We start from the raw sequence: 18,614 nt of genomic DNA on the forward strand, positions 1-18,614 counted from the left end.
GCTTTGCAGCCGCGCCGGACAACGGCATCATCCGGCGATGCGCGCCCGGCTCCTCCTCGGCTCCTCCCTTCTCTCGTTCTCCCTGCTGGCCTCCTATGGCTGCGCCGAGAGCGACTCCATCACCACGCCGACGGGTTCGGGTTCAGGCTCGGGTGGGGGCAGCGGCTCCGGCGGGGGCAGCACCACGACGAGCACGACGAGCACGACCTCCACGAGCACGACCACGACCGGCGTCGGCGGGGAGGGCGGCGCGGGGGGCATGGGCGGCGAAGGGGGCGGGGGCACGGGGGGTCAGGGAGGCGAGGGTGGCAGCGACCCCTGCGCCCTGGGTTGCCCGGACGGGTTCTGGGACATCGACGGCAACCCGCTCACCGGCACATGCGGATGCGAGTATGCGTGCGAGCAGACGTCGACGTCGGCAGACCCCATCGACGATGACTACGGCGACGACAACTGCGACGGCGGCGACGGCGTCACCGAGCAGTGCGTCTACGTCTCGGCGAGCCAGGGGAGCGACACCAACGCCGGGACGCGCCAGAGCCCGATGCAGACCGTGGCTGCCGCGATCCAGACCGCGCAGATGGCGGGGGTCCCGGCGGTGTGCCTCTCCGGCGAGACCTACACGGGGACGATCACCGTGGTCTCGGGGATCAGCATCTACGGCGGCTTCGACCACAACGACCCCGACTTCAAGTTCCGGCGCAAGGAGAACGTGATCACCACGGTGCGCGCGACTGGCATCGTGTTCGACGCTCCCCAGATCGACATGGAGACGCACCTCGAAGGCTTCACCATCGAGGCCCTCCGGTCGACGACCCCGGGAGACAGCACCTACGGCGTGCGGCTCGGCGGTGGTCTGGGGGATCTCTACGTGCGTTACAACCAGATGACCGTGCAAGGCGGTCAGGACGGCGTGAACGGCGTGAATGCGGTCCCCCACGCGGTTTCCACTGCCTCCTCGGGGAACGGGGGACAGGCCGCTTGTAACGGGTGCAGCACGATGGGCGCTGGCGGTCCCCAGACCATGTGCACGGAGTTCGGTGGGGCAGGGGGCACCGGAGGTCTCAACAACAACGGGGGCCTGAACGGCTCCCCCGGCAGCGGCAGCACGCCCGGGGGGAGCAGCGGGGCCTCGTCGCAGAGGTGCTACACGACGAGCCCTGGGGGGCAGTCGGGAAGCACGGGCGCCTCTGGCCAGCAGGGGGCGCCTGGCGCTGGTGGCGCGGTGCTCGGAGCGATTCTCAACGGCTTCTACCTGCCGTCGAGCGGCGGAAACGGCATGCCCGGGATCAACGGCAGGGGCGGCGGCGGCGGTGGCGGTGGCGGTGGCGGCTCGGAGTGCTTCTACCAGTTCGGCACCTGCTTCAATCAGTGCAACGCCGACCGGGGCGGCGGTGGTGGCAGCGGAGGCTGCGGTGGTCTTGGCGGGGCGAACGGCACCGGAGGTCAGGGAGGCGGTGGGAGCTTCGGCGTCTTCGTGGCCTCCGGCCGCGTGATCGTGACCGACAACTCCATCACCACCAGTGCCGGCGGTCGCGGTGGCAATGGCGGCAACGGCGCCGCGGGGCAGGTGGGCGGCGGCGGCGGACCTGGTGGGAGCGGCGCAGACGACGCTGGTTCGGGCGGCAATGGCGGCAACGGCGGCAACGGTGGCGCAGGTGGTCCGGGGGCAGGTGGGGGTGGCGGTCCGAGCGCCTGCCTCGCGCGTGGAGGCGGGGTGACCTTCACCTTTGGCTCCAACACCTGCGTCGCCGGGGTTCCTGGATTCGGTGGGAACGGCGGCTCCAACAGCTCGGGGGGAGCCGCGGGGGCAGGCCAGACCGGCACGTCCGCGCCAAACCTGCAGATCAACTGAGCTGCGCCACGTGCGCCGGCGCCCTGAGTTGCGCCACGCAGACTGAGCCACCTCCCCGAAGCAGGACGCCAGTGTCAGGGATGCGGGGCGTCCGCCTTCGGCAGGCGACCCCTCCGGGACGAGCCCGGCGCCCCTGCTGATCCAGGAAACGACGCTTCAGAGGGCCGTTGAAGGACCAAGGAACAGGTCCTCCAGGCCAGTCTTCCTCCGGGCACAACCGTTGCTCTGCACCCCCGTTCGAGGCTGTTCGGCTCGGCTTTTCGGAGGTGGATGATGCGACGTTTCTCGCTGGGGCGCAGCGCGTGGCTCGTGATGGTGATCGCTGCTGGCGCAGGGTTGATCGGGTGCGGTGACGCCGGGGGCGATGGCGGAGATCCCCCGATGGATTTCGACGAATCCGCGCCGGCATGGGAAGGCGGAGAGAACAGCGCTCAGGCTCCACCGCAGAGCCCGGATGAAGAAACTGAGGAGACCTTCACCTGTGTCGGGCTCGACGAGTCCGGCCCCAAGGTCCTCTACCTCTCGGCCGACGACTCCAACTCCATGGGCTCTCCCGCGCACGTCCGCGAGATGCTCAGGCAGGGGGCAGAGCCTCATCCCTACTCCATACGGACCTACGAGTTCCTCAACTACTACGGCATCGCCTACGACGCTGCCCCTGAAGGGGAGCTGCGGATCGTGCCCCAGATGCAGGCGGGGGCGGAGGCGGGCTTCTACGACCTGCAGATCGGGGTGCGTGCCCCCGACGCAGCCCTGATGCGACGACCGATGACGTTGACGTTCGTGCTCGACACCTCGGGCTCCATGCAAGGGGAGCCCATGGAGCGGCAGCAGGCCGCGGTGCGGGCTCTGGGCGCGAGCCTCGCGGAGGGCGACATTGTCAACCTCGTCACCTGGAACACGACGAACGCGACGGTCCTGAGCGGGCACATGGTGAACGGCCCCGATGATCCGCAGCTTGAAGCTGCCGTCGCAGGCCTGAGCGCGGATGGGGGCACGGATCTGGAGAACGGGCTCGCCTACGGGTACGACCTCGCGCAGCAGCACTACGGCGCCGAACGGATCAACCGCCTGATCTTGATCAGCGATGGTGGCGCGAACGTCGGCGTGACCTCGGCGGAGCTCATCGCGAAGCACTCTGCAGATGCCGACCAGGAAGGGATCTATCTGGTCGGCGTAGGAACCGGTCCGGCTGACGGATACGACGACATGCTCATGGACGCGGTGACCGACAAGGGGCGCGGCGCCTACGTGTACCTCGACAGCGTCGAAGAGGCCTGGACGGTGCTCCACGATCGCTTCGACGAGACCATGGAGGTCGCCGCACGCGGGGTGCAGGTGGAGCTGACGCTCCCGTGGTACTTCAGGATCGAGAAGTTTTACGGCGAGGAGTACTCGGAGGACGCCGAGGAGATCGAGCCGCAGCACCTCGCGCCGGGTGACGCGATGATCTTCAACCAGGTCGTGCGGGCGTGCGACGCCGAGCTGATCGATCTGCAGGACCCCGTGCGGGTGACCGCGCGATGGCAGACGCCGCTCACCTACGAGGAGCGAGAGGCGACGGTGGAGACGACCGTGGCCGAGCTGCTCGAGGGGAACAAGGCTCAGCTCCTCAAGGGGAACGCGATCATCGCCTACGCCGAGGCGCTGAAGGACGGGAGCCACGAGGTGCTCCAGGCGGCTCACGACACGGTGGTAGCCGCCAACCCGGAAGGGACGGACCCTGAGCTGTCCGAGATCGCCGACCTGCTCGAGATGCACCCGGCCTTCTGACGCTCCGGGACCGAAAGCGGCCAAAACGCGGCCGAAAAGCCCCTCCTCCGGCGGCCAAAACACACCCGTCGAGCCCGTCGGAAAGCCGCGCAAAATCTGCATGGCTGTCAGCTTGCGAAGGGGCTGGAAACCTACGCCGCGCTCCACTAGAGGTCAGGGGTCGATGAGTACCATCGCTGCATCCTCCAACGCCCAGCGCCTCGCGCTCTTCTACCGTGAAGTCATCGGCAAGAAGATCGCCATGGCGCTCAGCGGCGTGGTCCTGTTCGGCTACGTGGTCATTCACATGGCGGGCAACCTGCAGCTCTTCGCAGGTCGCGAGCAGATCAACGACTACGCCGCCAAGCTCCACAGCTCGGCACCCGTGCTCTGGGGCGCGCGTGCAGTGCTGCTGACCGCCGTGATCGTCCACATCTACACCGCCATCGCGCTCACGCGCCTCAGCTATGCGGCCCGACCCGATGGCTACCGCAAGAAGGGACATCGCCACTCGAACCTGCCGGCCCGCACGATGCTGTGGAGCGGCATGGTGCTCGCGGCGTTCATCGTGTTCCACCTCTTGCACCTCACCACGGGCACTGCGCACCCGCAGTTCCAGGACCTGAAGCCCTACGACAACATGGTCGCCGGCTTCCAGATGCCGGTCGTGGCGCTGTTCTACGTGATCTCGGTGGTGCTGCTCGGAGCCCACCTCTACCACGGCGCCTGGAGCATGTTTCAGTCGCTGGGCATCAGCCACCCGCGTTACACCCCGGCGCTCAGGAAGTTTGCGGTGGTCTTCGCCTTCCTGCTCACCGTCGGTTTCGCCGTCGTCCCGCTTGCTGTCCTCTTCGGCGTGGTCCGCTGAGGTCGCCCCGGAGGCACACCAGAGATGCAGCTCGACGCTAGAATCCCCGAAGGTCCCATCGACAAGAAGTGGGACAACCATCGCTTCCGCCTCAAGCTCGTCAACCCGGCGAACAAGCGGAAATACAACATCATCGTCGTCGGCACCGGCCTCGCTGGCGGCGCCGCCTCCGCGACGCTCGCGGAGCTGGGCTACAACGTCAAAACGTTCTGCATCCAGGACTCACCCCGGCGCGCGCACAGCATCGCAGCGCAGGGTGGGATCAACGCGGCCAAGAACTACCAGAACGACGGCGACAGCATCTACCGCCTCTTCTACGACACGGTGAAGGGCGGCGATTACCGCGCCCGCGAGGCCAACGTGCATCGCCTCGCCCAGATCAGCGTGAACATCATCGACCAGTGTGTCGCCCAGGGCGTGCCTTTCGCGCGCGAGTACGGCGGCGTGCTGGCGAACCGCTCCTTCGGCGGTGCCCAGGTGTCGCGCACCTTCTATGCGCGTGGGCAGACGGGCCAGCAGCTCCTCCTCGGAGCCTACCAGGCGCTCATGCGTCAGGTGGCGCTCGGCAAGGTGAAGCTCTACCCGCGGACGGAGATGCTGGATGTCGTCGTCATCGACGGGAAGGCGCGCGGCATCGTCACGAGGAGCCTCGTCGACGGCAAGACCGAGGTCCACCTCGCCGACGCGGTGGTGCTGGGTTCGGGCGGCTACGGCAACGTCTTCTTCCTGTCCACGAACGCCAAGGGCTCGAACGCCACGGCGATCTGGCGCGCCCACAAGAAGGGCGCCCTGTTCGCGAACCCCTGTTACACGCAGATCCACCCGACCTGCATCCCGGTGTCGGGCGACTACCAGTCGAAGCTCACCCTGATGAGCGAGTCGCTCCGCAACGACGGGCGCATCTGGGTCCCCTTGAACAAGGGAGACAAGCGCACGCCGGCAGAGATCCCCGAGAGCGACCGCGACTATTACCTGGAGCGCCGCTACCCGAGCTTCGGCAACCTGGTGCCGCGCGATGTCGCCTCCCGCAACGCCAAGATGGTGTGCGACGAGGGCCGTGGCGTGGGGCCGACGGGGCTCGGCGTCTACCTCGACTTCGGCGACGCCATCCAGCGCCTCGGCAAGCGGACCATCGCAGAGCGCTACGGCAACCTGTTCGACATGTACGAGCGCATCACCGGCGAGGACCCGTACCAGGTGCCGATGCGCATCTACCCGGCCATCCACTACACGATGGGTGGGCTCTGGGTGGACTACAACCTGATGAGCACGATCCCGGGGATGTTCGTCCTCGGCGAGGCGAACTTCTCCGACCACGGCGCGAACCGGCTGGGCGCGAGCGCGCTGATGCAGGGGCTGGCGGACGGGTACTTCATCATCCCCTACACCATCGGTGACTACCTCGCGTCGACGAAGCTTGAGAAGGTCGACCAGAAGCATGCAGCCGTGAAGGACGCGGAGCGTGGCGTGAAGGAGCGGCTGGAGCGGCTTCTCGCAGTGAACGGCACGCGCACCGTCGACTCCTTCCACCGCGAGCTCGGCAAGATCATGTGGGAGCACTGCGGCATGGCCCGCAATGCAAAGGGTCTCACCGAGGCCCTGGAGACCATCCCCGCCCTCCGCGAGCGCTTCTGGAAAGAGGTCCGCGTGGGCGGCACCGGAGACCTGAACCTCGAACTGGAGAAGGCTGGCCGCGTCGCCGACTTCTTCGAACTCGGGGAGCTGATGTGCCGCGACGCGCTCGTGCGCGAGGAGTCCTGCGGCGGTCACTTCCGCGAGGAGTACCAGACGCCGGAGGGTGAAGCGCAGCGTGACGACGAGCGGTTCACCTATGTCGCTGCGTGGGGCTGGGGGGGAGAAGGCCAGAAGCCCGAGCTCCACAAGGAACCCCTCGAGTTCAAAGAGGTCAAACCCAGCCAGCGGAGTTACAAGTAATGCGTCTGAAGCTCCATGTGTGGCGGCAGAAGGGGAAGAGCGCCGAGGGATCCTTCTCGTCGTACGACGTGCCCGACGTCAGCGAGCACATGTCCTTCCTCGAGATGCTCGACGTCCTGAACCAGAGGTTGATCGAAAAGGGCGACGACCCTGTCTCCTTCGACCACGACTGCCGCGAAGGCATCTGTGGCATGTGCGGGTTCATGATCAACGGCCAGGCACACGGCCCCCTCAAGGGCACGACGGTGTGCCAGCTCCACATGCGCCACTACAAGGACGGCGACGAGCTGTGGCTCGAGCCGTGGAGGGCCGCAGCGTTCCCGATCCTCAAGGACCTGATGGTGGACCGGAGCGCCTTCGACCGGATCATCGCGGCGGGCGGATACATCTCGACGCCCTCCGGGAGCGCGCCGGACGGCAATGCCATCCCGGTCCCCAAGGACAAGTCCGATCGGGCCATGGATGCGGCTGCGTGCATCGGCTGCGGGGCTTGCGTGGCTTCCTGCCCGAACGCCTCGGCGTCACTGTTCACCTCCGCGAAGGTGACCCACCTGAACCTGCTGCCGCAGGGCGAGCCTGAGCAGGAACGCCGCACGCTGGCGATGGTGATGCAGATGCGCGCCGAGATGTTCGGCCACTGCACCAACGTCGGTGAGTGCGAGGCGGTGTGCCCCAAGCAGATCAGCCTGGAGAACATCGCCAAGATGAACCGCGACTACGTGCAGGCGGTGTTCAAGTACCGGGAGCCTTCCGCCGCCAGCGGGTCTGGCTGACGCACACCGCGACACCGGCCGCTCGACCCTGATTCGAGCCGGCCGGTGCTTCACGACACGGCGACGCTGCTCAAGGCGTGTCGGTGCAGGACGACCCGAGCGCCGGCAGACCCCAGTGCCACTGCTGGAACTCGATCTTCGGGTAATACATCACGAACCCGAAGCACATCTCGTCGCTCGTATCCTCACCGAAGCTCACGGTGGATGGCGTCGGGTTGTTCCAGGCGCACCGCGTGCTCACGACATCTCCCGGCTTGAGGACGGTGCTCAGCTCCGTCCAGGCCTGGCTCTCGAAGTTCCATGGATTCGCAGCGCCGAGGTTCACGGCAGCACCATCCCCGCCCGGGTAGAGCGTCGTCGAGATCTGCGTACCCAGCTTGTGCATGTGCGGCATGCCAGACACGATGGTCATCTCCGGGATGTACGAAGGAATGGTCAGGTCGCAGGTGACATCCTGCGTTCCATTGGCCGGGATGCTGATCTGGGTGGTGCCGAACGCCATGATGTCGGCGTCGTTGTCCCTGAGGTCCGAGGTGGTGCAGAGGCGGTAACCCGAGCTGTCTCGCTCTCCGGAGAGACCCATCAGGTTGCTGTAGTGAACCTGCAACACGAAGTGGGCCGTACCCTCGATCGGGAAGCCTGCCTCCGCGGGGAGCACGAGGTCTTGCCCTCCAGGAGCCCACACGCCCATGAGCTGCCCCATGGATGCATTGCCGCACGGCTGGGGCTCCGAGGGGAACGATGAGTCGGCTGCGAACAGCAGCATGTGGTGCACGATGGTGCTGTTGTCGATGAGGGGCGAGAGCGTCGTGATGTGACGCTTGCCATCGAGCTCCACGGTGACGCCGTAACACATGTAAGCGTCTTCCACCTGCTGCGGCATCTCGTACGGTGCAGTCGGGGTGAGCTCGACGTCGGGCGTGCACCCGATGGGCTGCCCAGCCCCGCTCCCCCCGGCACCGCCGCCGCCGTCCCCTCCGCAGTTCTCGCCGCTCGCAGGAGCACCGGCAGCGATCCAGGCGTCGAGCGTGGCGGCATCGTCTCCGACCACCCGGGCATTGGGCGGCGGCGGCATGGGCTTGTCCTCGTCGTGGATGCGCGCCCCGATCATCTCGTACATCGGCTTCCCGGAGTCGCTGAACCCAGGCGCGTGCAGGTCGTCGTGGGTCACCAGCGAGAACGGCGCGCCGAACTTCGGCTCGCTGCCGTGACACGAGCGGCAGCTCTTCTCGAGCACGGCGTCGACATCACACGGGATGCCGTTGCTAGCACCGCTGCCTCCAGCACCGCCTTCACCCTGGCCGGCGCCGGCGCCCGTGGTGTCGTTCCCGCCGCCGCCACAGGCCAGGATGAGGCCTGGCAGGAGCGCAAGGAAAGCATGAGCTGCTCGCATGAGAGATCTCCTCCGGAGTGGAGAGGGAGATCTACCATGGCCGGAGTGCGTCGACAGGGGGACCTCTCTCCCGGGAAATTGCCGTCTTCGTTGAGGTATTTCCCCCTCCCTGCGGACACTTCTGCGGCGCGATGGCCCAGGCGCCCGGATGATCGCTGCGCGAACCCGCGAACCATCCGTCATGCCGCGCGAGTGCCATGAGGATGGGAAGAACATTGTCCCACCACGCGATTCCACGTGTTGACGCCTTTGCCAGTTCCCGGCAATGGTATCGGCTTCATCGCGCTGAATGACCGCGCAGAGCCGGTGTGCTGCGCACATGCATTCGGGGCGAGACTATCGGACCCGTGCTCCTCGGAGCGGCAAGCTGCCTCTTCTCCGAAGGTGAACGCTCATTTCTCGGTTCGTCACAAGGAGAGTCCATGATTCGAAAGAAGCTGCTTCGGGGTCTGTGTCTGACGTCGCTGGTCATTGCCGCTGCCGCATGCCAGGGGCCTGGCGACGATAGCGACATGGAAGGGGACGTGGCGAGCACCCCTGATGAGCGAGGCGCGGACATCCTGGCGCATCTCGCGGCCCTTCCCGAGGCGCGCGTCCTCCACCTCGACGCCGCTGCAGTGCCGCGCTTCGTCATGGGTGACCTCGGCAAGATCGAGGTCGCTACCAGGGCGGCTGATACCGATTTCCGCGCTGCCCTCGACGCCCTCGCGCCCGTGTTCCGCGCGAATGCAGAGGAGCTGGTCCTCCAGAAATCGAGCACCGACGAAGATGGCGTCCACCACTTCCGCTTCTCGCAGGTGAAGAACGGGCTGCGGGTCATCGGTGCAGAGCTTCTGCTCCATGCACGAGACGGGGTGATCCATGCCGCGAACGGCAATGCCCGCGCGGATCTGAACGCCGCCCGGGTGCCCGAGATCGACGAGGCCGACGCACGGCGGATTGCCCGCGACGCGACGGAGGCCATGGACGTGGCGGTGAAGGACGACGTCGAACTCGCCTACCGCGTGAGCGAGGTGAACACCGACCGGCTCGACCTGGTGTATGCGGTCGACGTGATGGGCATGCAGGAGGATGGCCTGCCTCTTCACGACACCGTGCTGGTGGACGCGCTCGACGGGACGATCGTGCAACGCTTGCCGCACATCCACGCGGCCCTGACCCGGAACGTGTACAGCGCTGGCGGCGGCACCACCCTCCCTGGCACCCTGGCGCGCAGCGAGGGGCAGAGCGTGGTCGGCGATGGCGTCGTCAACGCCAACTACGACTGGCTCGGCGTGGTCCACGATTGCTACTCCACCCTGCTCGCGCGCGACTCTTACGATGGTCTCGGCGCTCCCATCACCAGCACCGTGCGCTACGGCGTTAACAACGTGAATGCCTTCTGGAATGGCTCTCAGCTCGTCTTCGGCGGCGGCAACGGGACGACCATCGCGAACCTCGCCTCGGCGCTGGACCTGACCGCCCACGAATTCACGCACGCCGTGACCCAGTCCACGTCGAACCTCGCGTACACCGGTGAATCCGGGGGCATCAACGAATCCCTGAGCGACATCATGGCGAGCCTCTGCGAATGGAACCTCGACGGCAAGGTCGTCAGCGCCGACACCTGGAAGGTCGGCGAGGACGTCTGGACGCCGGCGATCTCGGGCGACGCCATGCGCTACATGAACGACCCGGCGCTCGACGGCGCGTCCGCCGACCATTATGCCGACTACCACGCGGCGATGGCTGTCCACCACAGCTCGGGCATCTCCAACCTGGCGTTCTACCTGCTCGCGCAAGGCGGCACCCATCCCCGCGGGCAGACCTCGGTGAGCGTCACCGGCATCGGCATCGAGAAGGCCGCCAAGACCTTCCACCGCGCCAACACCCAGTACCTGACCTCGACCGCGACGTTCCTGGACCTCAAGGCAGCGACCCAGGCCGCCTCCACCTGGACCCTCGCGCTCCCCGAGCGCGACCAGGTGCTCCTCGCCTGGGAAGCTGTCGGCGTCGGCACGCCCAACCCTGCCCCCCTCACCAACAACGTCGCGGTCACGGGCCTCGGGGGCAAGGAGGGGAGCGTCGCCTACTTCAGCCTGAATGTCCCGGCGACCGCGAGCAGCCTCACCTTCACCATCAGCGGCGGCACGGGCGACGCCGACCTCTATGTCAGGTCTGCATCGCTCCCGACCATCTCCACTTACGAATGCCGCCCGTATTTGCCTGGCAACAGCGAGACGTGCACCATCACCGGCATCCAGCCCGGCACGTACTACGTGATGCTGCAGGCCTTCACGGCCTATGCCGGCGTCTCGCTGCAGGGCTCGTTCACGGCGCCTGCCGGTTACCAGCACCTCGTCATCAACGAGATCGACTACGACAACATCGGCACCGACGGCGCCGAGTACGTCGAGGTCTACAACCCCACCGGCGCCACGGTCGATCTCACCGGCCACTCGCTGGTGTTCATCAACGGCGGGGACAACACCGCGTACATGACCGTCGACCTCGCCTCGGCTGGAACGCTCACCCCGGGTCAGTACCTCGTCGTCGGCTCCACCGCCGTCACCACGCCGGCAGGGGCGAAGAAGATCGCCTGGTCGGGGGCGCAGTCGAACCGCATCCAGAACGACAAGGAGGGCGTGGCGCTCGTCCGCGGCAGCGCGGTCCTCGACAAGCTCTCCTACGAGGGCGGCATCACCGCCGCCATCATCCCGGGTGTGGGCACCGTGAGCCTCGTCGAGGGGACCGTCCTCTCGTCCTCGGTGGCGGACAGCAACACCATCGGCCTCACCCTCGGCCGCACGCCCAACGGACAGGACGCTGACAACGCCAACGCCGAGTGGCAGGTCTCGTCGACGCTCACGCCCGGCGCTGCCAACCCGTGATCTGAGCCCAGCGGCGAAGCGGTCGCGCCCCTCGGAGGCACCTCACCGATGAGCGCGTCACGTGCGTCACGTACGCCAAGACGCGCGCCAGACGTGCGCATCGTGCGCATCGCGGACGAGTGCGACCGTCTTCCCCGCCACCATCCGACACGCCTCGCGTACATCATCGGCGTACTTCTACCGCCGCCTCTTCCAGCAAATCCGGCCATTCACCTCCTTCGACCACAGCACCGAGCGCGCTTGGCGTGACCGGTCGGCACGGGTACGCTGCCTCATGGTCGGCGGTAGGGCGTGGCGCTCGGGTTCGCGCGGGACCCAGGGACGAAGCTCACGCCGGCATTGACGAGAGGGCTCATGCAACCTGGGCAGCACATCACCGCCACCCTGAGGCTCGTCCAGCCCCTGGGCAAAGGGGGGATGGGGAGCGTGTGGATCGCGGATCACCTCGGGCTCGGCACCCAGGTCGCCGTGAAGTTCATCGCTCAACAGCTCCTCACCGACGAGTCACTGGTCCAGCGCTTCCGGCGCGAGGCGATGGCCGCCGCGCAGATCAAGAGCCCCCACGTCGCGCAGGTCTTCGATCACGGCGTCACCGCCGAGGGCATCCCGTACATCGCCATGGAGCTGCTCGAAGGCGAGCTGCTCGGCAAGCGCGTCAAGCAGTTCGGCCCCCTCAGCCCGCGCGACACCGCGACCGTGATCACCCAGGTCGCCAAGGCCCTCACCAGGGCCCACCAGCTCGGCATCGTCCACCGCGACATCAAGCCCGACAACATCTTCCTCACCACGGTGGACGGAGACCTCATCGTCAAGGTCATCGACTTCGGCGTCGCCAAGCAGGGCATGCAGGAGGACACCGGCATGACCACGACGGGCAGCATGGTCGGCACGCCCCTCTACATGAGCCCCGAGCAGCTCTTCAGCGCCAAGCACGCCGACCACCGCGCCGATCTCTGGTCGCTCGCCGTGGTCGCCTACCACGTCATGACCGGGCGCATCCCCTTCTCGGGCGACACCCTGGGCGCCCTCTCCGTGGCGGTGCACACCGGTTACTACCCGCCCCCGAGCACCGTGCTGCAAGGCCTCCCCGCCTCCGTCGACGCCTGGTTCCAGCGCGCCCTCCAGAAGGACCCGGCCCACAGGTTCCAGTCCGCGCGCGAACTCGCCGAGACCCTTGAGCGCGCCGTGAACGGCGCTCCGTGGACCGCCTGGACCAGCACCGCCCTCCCTGCCGCGGTCGTCGGCCCTCAGGCGTCTTATGGCCCCGGCCTGGGCAGCTCGGCCCCCGGCGCACCGAACGGCACGGTGGGCAGCTCGGCCCCCGGCATGCCCGTGGGCATCACCCCTCCGCCGGGCGCCCTCTCGAACAGCGGCACGCCCATCGCCACCGGCACCTACCCCAGCGTCGCGCAGGGCAGCGTCGCCATGAGCGCCGTGACCCGCGCGGGCTCTGGCGGTCGGCACATGGCCGCGATGATCGTCGCCGCCGCGATCGCCTCGGTGGTCGGTGCCGTCGGCGCCGTCCTGCTCTTCCGCGGCGGCGCCCCTGCCGCAGGCGAAGGGTCCACACCCGCCGTGACGACCGTGGCTCCAGGTCTCGGCGCGCCTCCCGCGCCCTCGCTCCCGGCCGTCGTGGCGTCGTCCGAGCCCGAAGCTCCTCCGACGGCCACGCCGAGCGCCACCCCCACGACCAGCGCCACCGTCACCCAGGCGCCTCTCGCGCAAGGGACGGGGGCCGCGCAGGCCCCCTCGGGACGGCCTGCTCCAGGCGTGGGCGGCACCAGCAAGTCCACCCCGAGGCCGACCCCCATCAAGGATACCATCGGCTTCTGACGCCCCCTTCCGGCCTGCCGAGTAGCTTGATGATCAGACGACTTCTTCGCCCCTGTCTTCCCTTGCTCCTTTGCGCTGCAGCGCAGCTCCTCCCCGCCACCGCGGACGCCGCGGAGCCTTCCGCCGCCGACCGCGAGACCGCCCGCGGGCTCGTCATCGAGGGGCGCAGGAAATTCGACGCCGGAGATCTCGAAGGCGCCCGCAAGGCCTTCCAGGCCGCGCACGACATCATGGGCGTCCCCACCACGGGCCTCGACCTCGCCAGGGCCCTCGCGCGGCTCGGCAGGCTCGTCGAAGCGCGTGCCATGGCCCTCGACGTGGCCCGCATGCCCGTCAAGCCGAAGGAGCCCGAGGCCTTCACCGAGGCGCGCCCCGCCGCGGCGACGCTCGCCGAGGAGCTGGAGAAGCGCATCCCCGGCCTCGAGATCCGCGTGAAGGGACCCTCCGAGGCCGCCGCCATCGAGGTCCGCGTGGACGGCGAGGTCGTCCCCCAGGCGTCGCTCTCGTTCCCCCGCAAGGTCAACCCTGGCACCCACGCCGTCGAGGCAGAGGCCCAGGGGTTCGAGCCGGCCCGCAAGGAGATCACCGCGGCCGAAGGCGCGACCATCCCCGTGGAGCTCACCCTCGCGCCTCTGCCGGGTGGCGTGTCCATCGGCGCGTCTTCCTCCACCTCCCCTGCCGACGTGAGCGACGGCCCAGTGCCCCTCTGGGCCTGGATCGCCGGAGGCGTCGGCGTCGTCGCTCTCGGCGCGGGCGTCTACTTCACCATCGACCACGTCGGCGCGCGCGGCGACGTCGACGAGGGCTGCCCGAAGGGCGCGTGCAACCCCGAGGCCTTCACCGCCGATGACGTCGACGCCCTCCACGCCCGCTGGAACCGCAGCCTCGGCCTCGCCATCGGCCTCGGCGCTCTGGGCCTCGCGGGCGCTGGCGTCGCCGTCGTCGGCTTCACCACCGGCAGGCGGCGCAGCGTCGACACCACCGGTTTCGTCCCATGGGCAGCACCTGGCGCGGTCGGCGCCACCTACCGAGGAGCATTCTGATGAAGCGACCTGCGGGCCTCCTTCTGGCTCTCGCGCTCGCGGCGGGTACCTCGCTCGGGTGTGCCCCCGAGCTGCGCCTCGGCGACGTCTGCGCCGACGGCGCGGTCACGGCGGGTGAAGCCTGCGACGACGGCAACAGCGTGCCTGGCGACGGCTGCGACGCGGCGTGCGCCGTCGAGCAAGGCTACGCCTGCTCCGGCTCGCCGAGCACCTGCGCGCCCATCTGCAACGACGGCTTCCTCGTGGCCGGCGTCGAGTGCGAGGGCGGCGACCTCGGCGGCCAGACCTGCGAAGGTCTCCAGTTCCAGCGCGGCGATCTCGCCTGCAACGCCGACTGCACCTTCGACACCAGCGCCTGCATCCCCAACGAGGACTGCAACAATGGCGTCGACGACGACGGCAACGGCACCGCCGACTGCGCCGACGCCGCGTGCGCCGGCGTCGCCCCCTGCGACGGCAGCGGCGAGGTCGTCTGCGACGACGCGCAGGACAACGATCACGATGGCTTCCTCGACTGCGACGACGCCAGCGACTGCCAGGGCCTGGGCATGTGCATCCCGGGTGAGACCCCCCTCGGCGGCTCCTGCCAGACGTCTCACGAGTGCCAGGCCAGCGCGAACGACCCCTTCTGCATCGCAGAGGCGCGCTTCGAGGGCTGGACCGACGGCTACTGCTCGGAGTTCTGCGACATCACGAACGACGACTGCCCTGCGGGCGGCTCGTGCTTCGACACGGGCCTCGGCAACGGCCATGGCGTGTGCCTCCAGAGCTGCACGGACTCCGCCGAGTGCCGCCCCGGCTACACCTGCAACGCCTTCGGCGTGCGCAGCATGTGCTGGCCTGGCCTGGAGATCTGCGACAACGGCCTCGACGACGACAACAACGGCGTCTCCGACTGCGATGACGACAAGTGCCGAAGCTTCGCCGCCTGCGCACAGTGCGGCGACGGCTTCGTCTCCAGCAACGAGCAGTGCGACGACGGCGGCACCACGGGCGGCGACGGCTGCGCGGCGGATTGCCGCCTCGAAGGCTCCAGCGAGGTCGAGCCGAACAACAACTGCCTCGAGCCTGGGGGCCCGCTAGGCGTCCCCTCCGTGGTGCACGGCACCTCCTCGGTGTCGGAGAACGACTACTACGCCATCAACGTCCCTGCCCGCGCCGACCTCAGGATCCGCGTCCACAACGTGGAGCCCTGCAGCTCCTACCTGTCCTGGAGCGGCTCGAACTGCAACACGACCCAGTTCTCCTCGTGCGATCAGCTCGACAGCATCCAGTATCCCCGGCTCAAGGCCGTCCCCCAGGGGATCTATTACGTGCGCGTGCGGGGCAACACCAGCACCATGACCGACATCCCCTACACCCTCGAGGTCAGCTACGACGCCCTCTGCGGCAACGGCGTGGTCGAGGGCAGCGAGCAGTGCGACGGCGGCTCCAACTGCACCGCGTTCTGCCAGTTCCCCACCACCTGCGGCGATGGCCTGATCGAGGGCAACGAGCAGTGTGACGACGGCAACACCCAGAACGGCGACGGCTGCAGCAGCACCTGCCTCCTCCTTCCGAACGCCGAGCAGGAACCGAACGACATCTGCGGCCAGTCGAATGGCCTCTTCTTCCCCGACGCCCTGGTGAGCGGCGCGATCAACCCCGCTGGCGAGTCCGACTACTTCGCCTTCCTCCTCAACGAGCGCGCGGACCTGCGCATCGAGACCTTTGGCGCCGGCGGTCCGGGCACCTGCGGCGCCGACACCGTCATCGTCCTCTCCCGCGGCAGCGGCTGCGGCGAGTACCTCACCGAGAACGACCAGGCATACGAGAACGGCACCTACTCCGACTGCTCGCTCATCGAAGCCTCGAACTACCCGGTGGTGCGCGACCTCGAACCCGGCAACTACTTCGTCCGGGTCTTTGGCTACTTCCCCGAGCAGTCCTTCAACTACACCCTCCTCGTCTCCAAGAACGTCTGCGGAGACGGCCGGAAGGGTGGCATCGAGGAGTGTGACGGCGGGCCTGACTGCACGAGCGACTGCAACCTCATCACGGTGTGCGGCGACGAGGTGCGCGAGGGCAACGAGCAGTGCGACCCCTCCGACGTCGTGACCTGCGGCCTCACCTGCAACACCGTCCGCCCGCCCGAGACCGATTGTCAGGACCTCTTCGACAACAGCGGCAACGGCCTCACCGACTGCGAGGACCCGGACGACTGCAGGAAGCTGCCCGTCTGCACCCCGGGCGCCGGGGCCATCGGTGGCCCGTGCACCGCGCCGAGCGACTGCCAGGCCACGAACGAAGACCCGATCTGCTTCCCGTACGGGAACGGCTACTGCTCGGAGTTCTGCAACCTCCAGATGAACGACTGCCCCACGGGCGCTGTCTGCATCAACTACTGGGGCTTCGAGAGCGGCGCCGGGTCGTGCATGAAGGCGTGCACGACCGTCGCCGAGTGCGGCCCGGGCCAGTTCTGCGCCGGCAACTTCTGCGCTCCCTGACGGACATGGCGGGGGCCCGTGCCCCCGCCGCGCACCGCTCACCGCAGAGAAGGGTTCACCCCTCCTGGACGGTGACCTTGATCATCTTCACGGGCGTGGCAGGCCTGTCGTTCCGGTCGGTCGGGGTCTGCTCGATCTTGTGGACCACATCCATCCCCGAGATCACCTTGCCGAACACCGGGTGCTTCGACGGCCCAGGCGAGAACCAGTCGAGGTACGCGTTGTTCACCGTGTTGATGAAGAACTGACAGCTCCCGCTGTTAGGCCGCCCCGTGTTGGCCATCGACAGCGTCCCCGGCTCGTTCGACAGCCTGTGCTGCGCCGGGTGCTCGTCCTGGATGGTTCCCTTCGGGCTGTCGCCCGTTCCGGCGCGATCCGACTTGGGGTCGCGGCTGTGGGGGCACCCGAACTGGAGCATGAACTGGTTGATCACGCGGTGAAAATGGAGCCCATCGTAGAACCCGCTCTTCGCCAGCTCGACGAAGTTGCCGGCCGTGATCGGCATCTTGTCGACGTACAGCTCGACGGTGATGTTGCCGAGCGAGGTCTCGAGGATTGCAGTGGGATTCGCCATGCGGCGCAGGCTAGCACGCCGTCCTGAGAGGGCCGCAAGCGCCTCCTCAACCCCCGTCGGCCCGCAGCCGCGCCCGCAGCATCAGCGCGCCGATCATGTCTTCCTCTGCCTCGGAGCGCTTCGACCAGCCGAGGGCCAGATACCGGAGCAGCTCCCCGAACCTCGGCCCGGCCTCCACGATCGCCCCGTCGCGCTTCACCAGCGCCAGCCGATCCCCGTCCGACGCCAGCGCGATCACCCCCTGCGCCGTCGCCCCCGTGAGCGCCGACCCCGTGAGCTGCGCGATCGGATACCACCCCTTCTCCGCCGCCTTGCGCACCGCGTCCTCCGCCTCGACCCCCGCGAAATCGTCGCCCCGCAGGAACCTGAGCGCCCCCTCCACCGCCCCAATGGACAGCTCCCGGTAGAGGTCCCGCGGGTCCGTCGGATCCGCCCAGTCGTACGTCCGCGCGAACGCCTGGTACGCCTCCGGCGCCGCCACCCCGGCCACCTCCCGCACGGCCTGCGCGCCTCGCCCCTCGACCCGCCGCAGCGCCCCGTTCAGCCGCCGCACCTCCGCCGTGATCGCCGCCGCGTTCGCCTCCACGAGCCGCACCGTGACCCGCTGGTCCGCCGCGAACAGCGCCCCCACCAGCGCCGGGAGCACCGCCACCCCGAGCTCCCTCGACACGAACGTCGACCCCCGGTGCTCCCGCGCCGCAGCCTCCAGCGCCCGCGCCTCTTCCTCGTCGCTCGCTCCGGCCCGCAGGTCGACGTCCAGCGCCCGCGCCTCCCCTGCCTCTGGCGTCTCGAACCCCACCTCCACCCCCTCGTCCCCCTCGTGCACGAACCGCCGCTCCACCCCCCGCGCATCGAAGCGCCACGCATCGTCGTGCAGCGCCGCCTCCGTGTACGTCAGCGCGTAGATCACCGCCTCTGGATGCCCCTCCTCCCCGGCTGCGTCGACCACCCCCAGCGCCGGCGAGAGCTCCTCCTCGAACAGCTCGCAGGCGTGCTCGAACTCCTCCTCCTCCGCGCCTCGGGGCACCTTCCTCCCGCTCCCGTAGAAGGCCACGCTCCACCCCGGCAGCCCCGGGAGGGGCGCGGTGAGCAACCGCGGCGCGGGCACGTCGAAGCCCCCGAGCGCCACCGCGAAGCCTTGCGACAGCGCGCGCTCGGAGACCAGGTCGGGGCGGTAGATCAAGGCAGCAAACGAGGTCGTCATCGGTGTCGGTCCCGGGCCGACTATACCC

General features: G+C 68.4%; 12 protein-coding genes. 9 read left to right on the forward strand and 3 right to left on the reverse strand.

The genetic code is table 11. The annotated features are described in order from the left end of the window. Positions 1–37: 37 nt before the first annotated feature. From CAP_RS50730 to CAP_RS21565, 5 genes are all read left to right on the forward strand, one after another. Positions 38–1,855: a hypothetical protein gene (locus tag CAP_RS50730; protein ID WP_052375622.1), complete on the forward strand. Its 1,818-nt coding sequence runs from the start codon at positions 38–40 to the stop codon at positions 1,853–1,855. Between the two features lie 273 nt (positions 1,856–2,128). Next, the gene (locus CAP_RS21550) at positions 2,129–3,628 is read left to right on the forward strand and encodes a vWA domain-containing protein (protein WP_231511604.1); all 1,500 of its coding nucleotides are present in this window, start codon (positions 2,129–2,131) and stop codon (positions 3,626–3,628) included. Between the two features lie 163 nt (positions 3,629–3,791). Beyond that, the gene (locus CAP_RS21555) at positions 3,792–4,475 is read left to right on the forward strand and encodes a succinate dehydrogenase cytochrome b subunit (RefSeq protein ID WP_044244082.1); all 684 of its coding nucleotides are present in this window, start codon (positions 3,792–3,794) and stop codon (positions 4,473–4,475) included. Between the two features lie 24 nt (positions 4,476–4,499). Continuing rightward, entirely contained in the window at positions 4,500–6,410 is a 1,911-nt protein-coding gene (locus CAP_RS21560; RefSeq protein WP_044244084.1) for a fumarate reductase/succinate dehydrogenase flavoprotein subunit, read from the forward strand. Continuing rightward, the gene (locus CAP_RS21565) at positions 6,410–7,183 is read left to right on the forward strand and encodes a succinate dehydrogenase/fumarate reductase iron-sulfur subunit (RefSeq protein WP_044244086.1); all 774 of its coding nucleotides are present in this window, start codon (positions 6,410–6,412) and stop codon (positions 7,181–7,183) included. Before CAP_RS21560 ends, CAP_RS21565 begins: the two co-directional genes overlap by 1 nt. 70 nt (positions 7,184–7,253) lie before the next feature. On the opposite strand, the gene CAP_RS21570 is transcribed toward CAP_RS21565, so the two are convergent. Further along, a complete protein-coding gene (locus CAP_RS21570; RefSeq protein ID WP_044244088.1) occupies positions 7,254–8,576 on the reverse strand; it encodes a monooxygenase in 1,323 nt (440 codons plus the stop codon). 422 nt (positions 8,577–8,998) lie between these two features. On the opposite strand from CAP_RS21570, the gene CAP_RS21575 reads away from it, so the two are divergent. The 4 genes from CAP_RS21575 to CAP_RS21590 all read left to right on the forward strand — a co-directional run bounded on the left by CAP_RS21575 (position 8,999) and on the right by CAP_RS21590 (position 16,808). After that, positions 8,999–11,446 (forward strand): M4 family metallopeptidase, encoded by a 2,448-nt coding sequence (locus CAP_RS21575; RefSeq protein WP_081865125.1) that lies wholly within the window; start codon positions 8,999–9,001, stop codon positions 11,444–11,446. A 354-nt stretch (positions 11,447–11,800) separates the two neighbouring features. Continuing rightward, a complete protein-coding gene (locus CAP_RS21580) occupies positions 11,801–13,279 on the forward strand; it encodes a serine/threonine-protein kinase (RefSeq protein ID WP_044244090.1) in 1,479 nt (492 codons plus the stop codon). A gap of 29 nt (positions 13,280–13,308) precedes the next feature. Next, entirely contained in the window at positions 13,309–14,322 is a 1,014-nt protein-coding gene (locus tag CAP_RS21585; RefSeq protein ID WP_044244092.1) for a hypothetical protein, read from the forward strand. After that, the gene (locus CAP_RS21590) at positions 14,322–16,808 is read left to right on the forward strand and encodes a DUF4215 domain-containing protein (RefSeq protein WP_044244093.1); all 2,487 of its coding nucleotides are present in this window, start codon (positions 14,322–14,324) and stop codon (positions 16,806–16,808) included. The genes CAP_RS21585 and CAP_RS21590 overlap by 1 nt, the downstream gene beginning before the upstream one ends. 55 nt (positions 16,809–16,863) lie before the next feature. On the opposite strand, the gene CAP_RS21595 is transcribed toward CAP_RS21590, so the two are convergent. Continuing rightward, positions 16,864–17,382: a peptidylprolyl isomerase gene (locus tag CAP_RS21595; RefSeq protein ID WP_044244094.1), complete on the reverse strand. Its 519-nt coding sequence runs from the start codon at positions 17,380–17,382 to the stop codon at positions 16,864–16,866. Positions 17,383–17,428: 46 nt separating this feature from the next. Further along, the gene (locus CAP_RS21600; protein WP_044244095.1) at positions 17,429–18,586 is read right to left on the reverse strand and encodes a hypothetical protein; all 1,158 of its coding nucleotides are present in this window, start codon (positions 18,584–18,586) and stop codon (positions 17,429–17,431) included. Positions 18,587–18,614 lie beyond the last annotated feature (28 nt).

It is taken from the genome of Chondromyces apiculatus DSM 436 (genome assembly GCF_000601485.1).
In the GTDB taxonomy this organism is placed as follows: domain Bacteria; phylum Myxococcota_A; class Polyangia; order Polyangiales; family Polyangiaceae; genus Chondromyces; species Chondromyces apiculatus.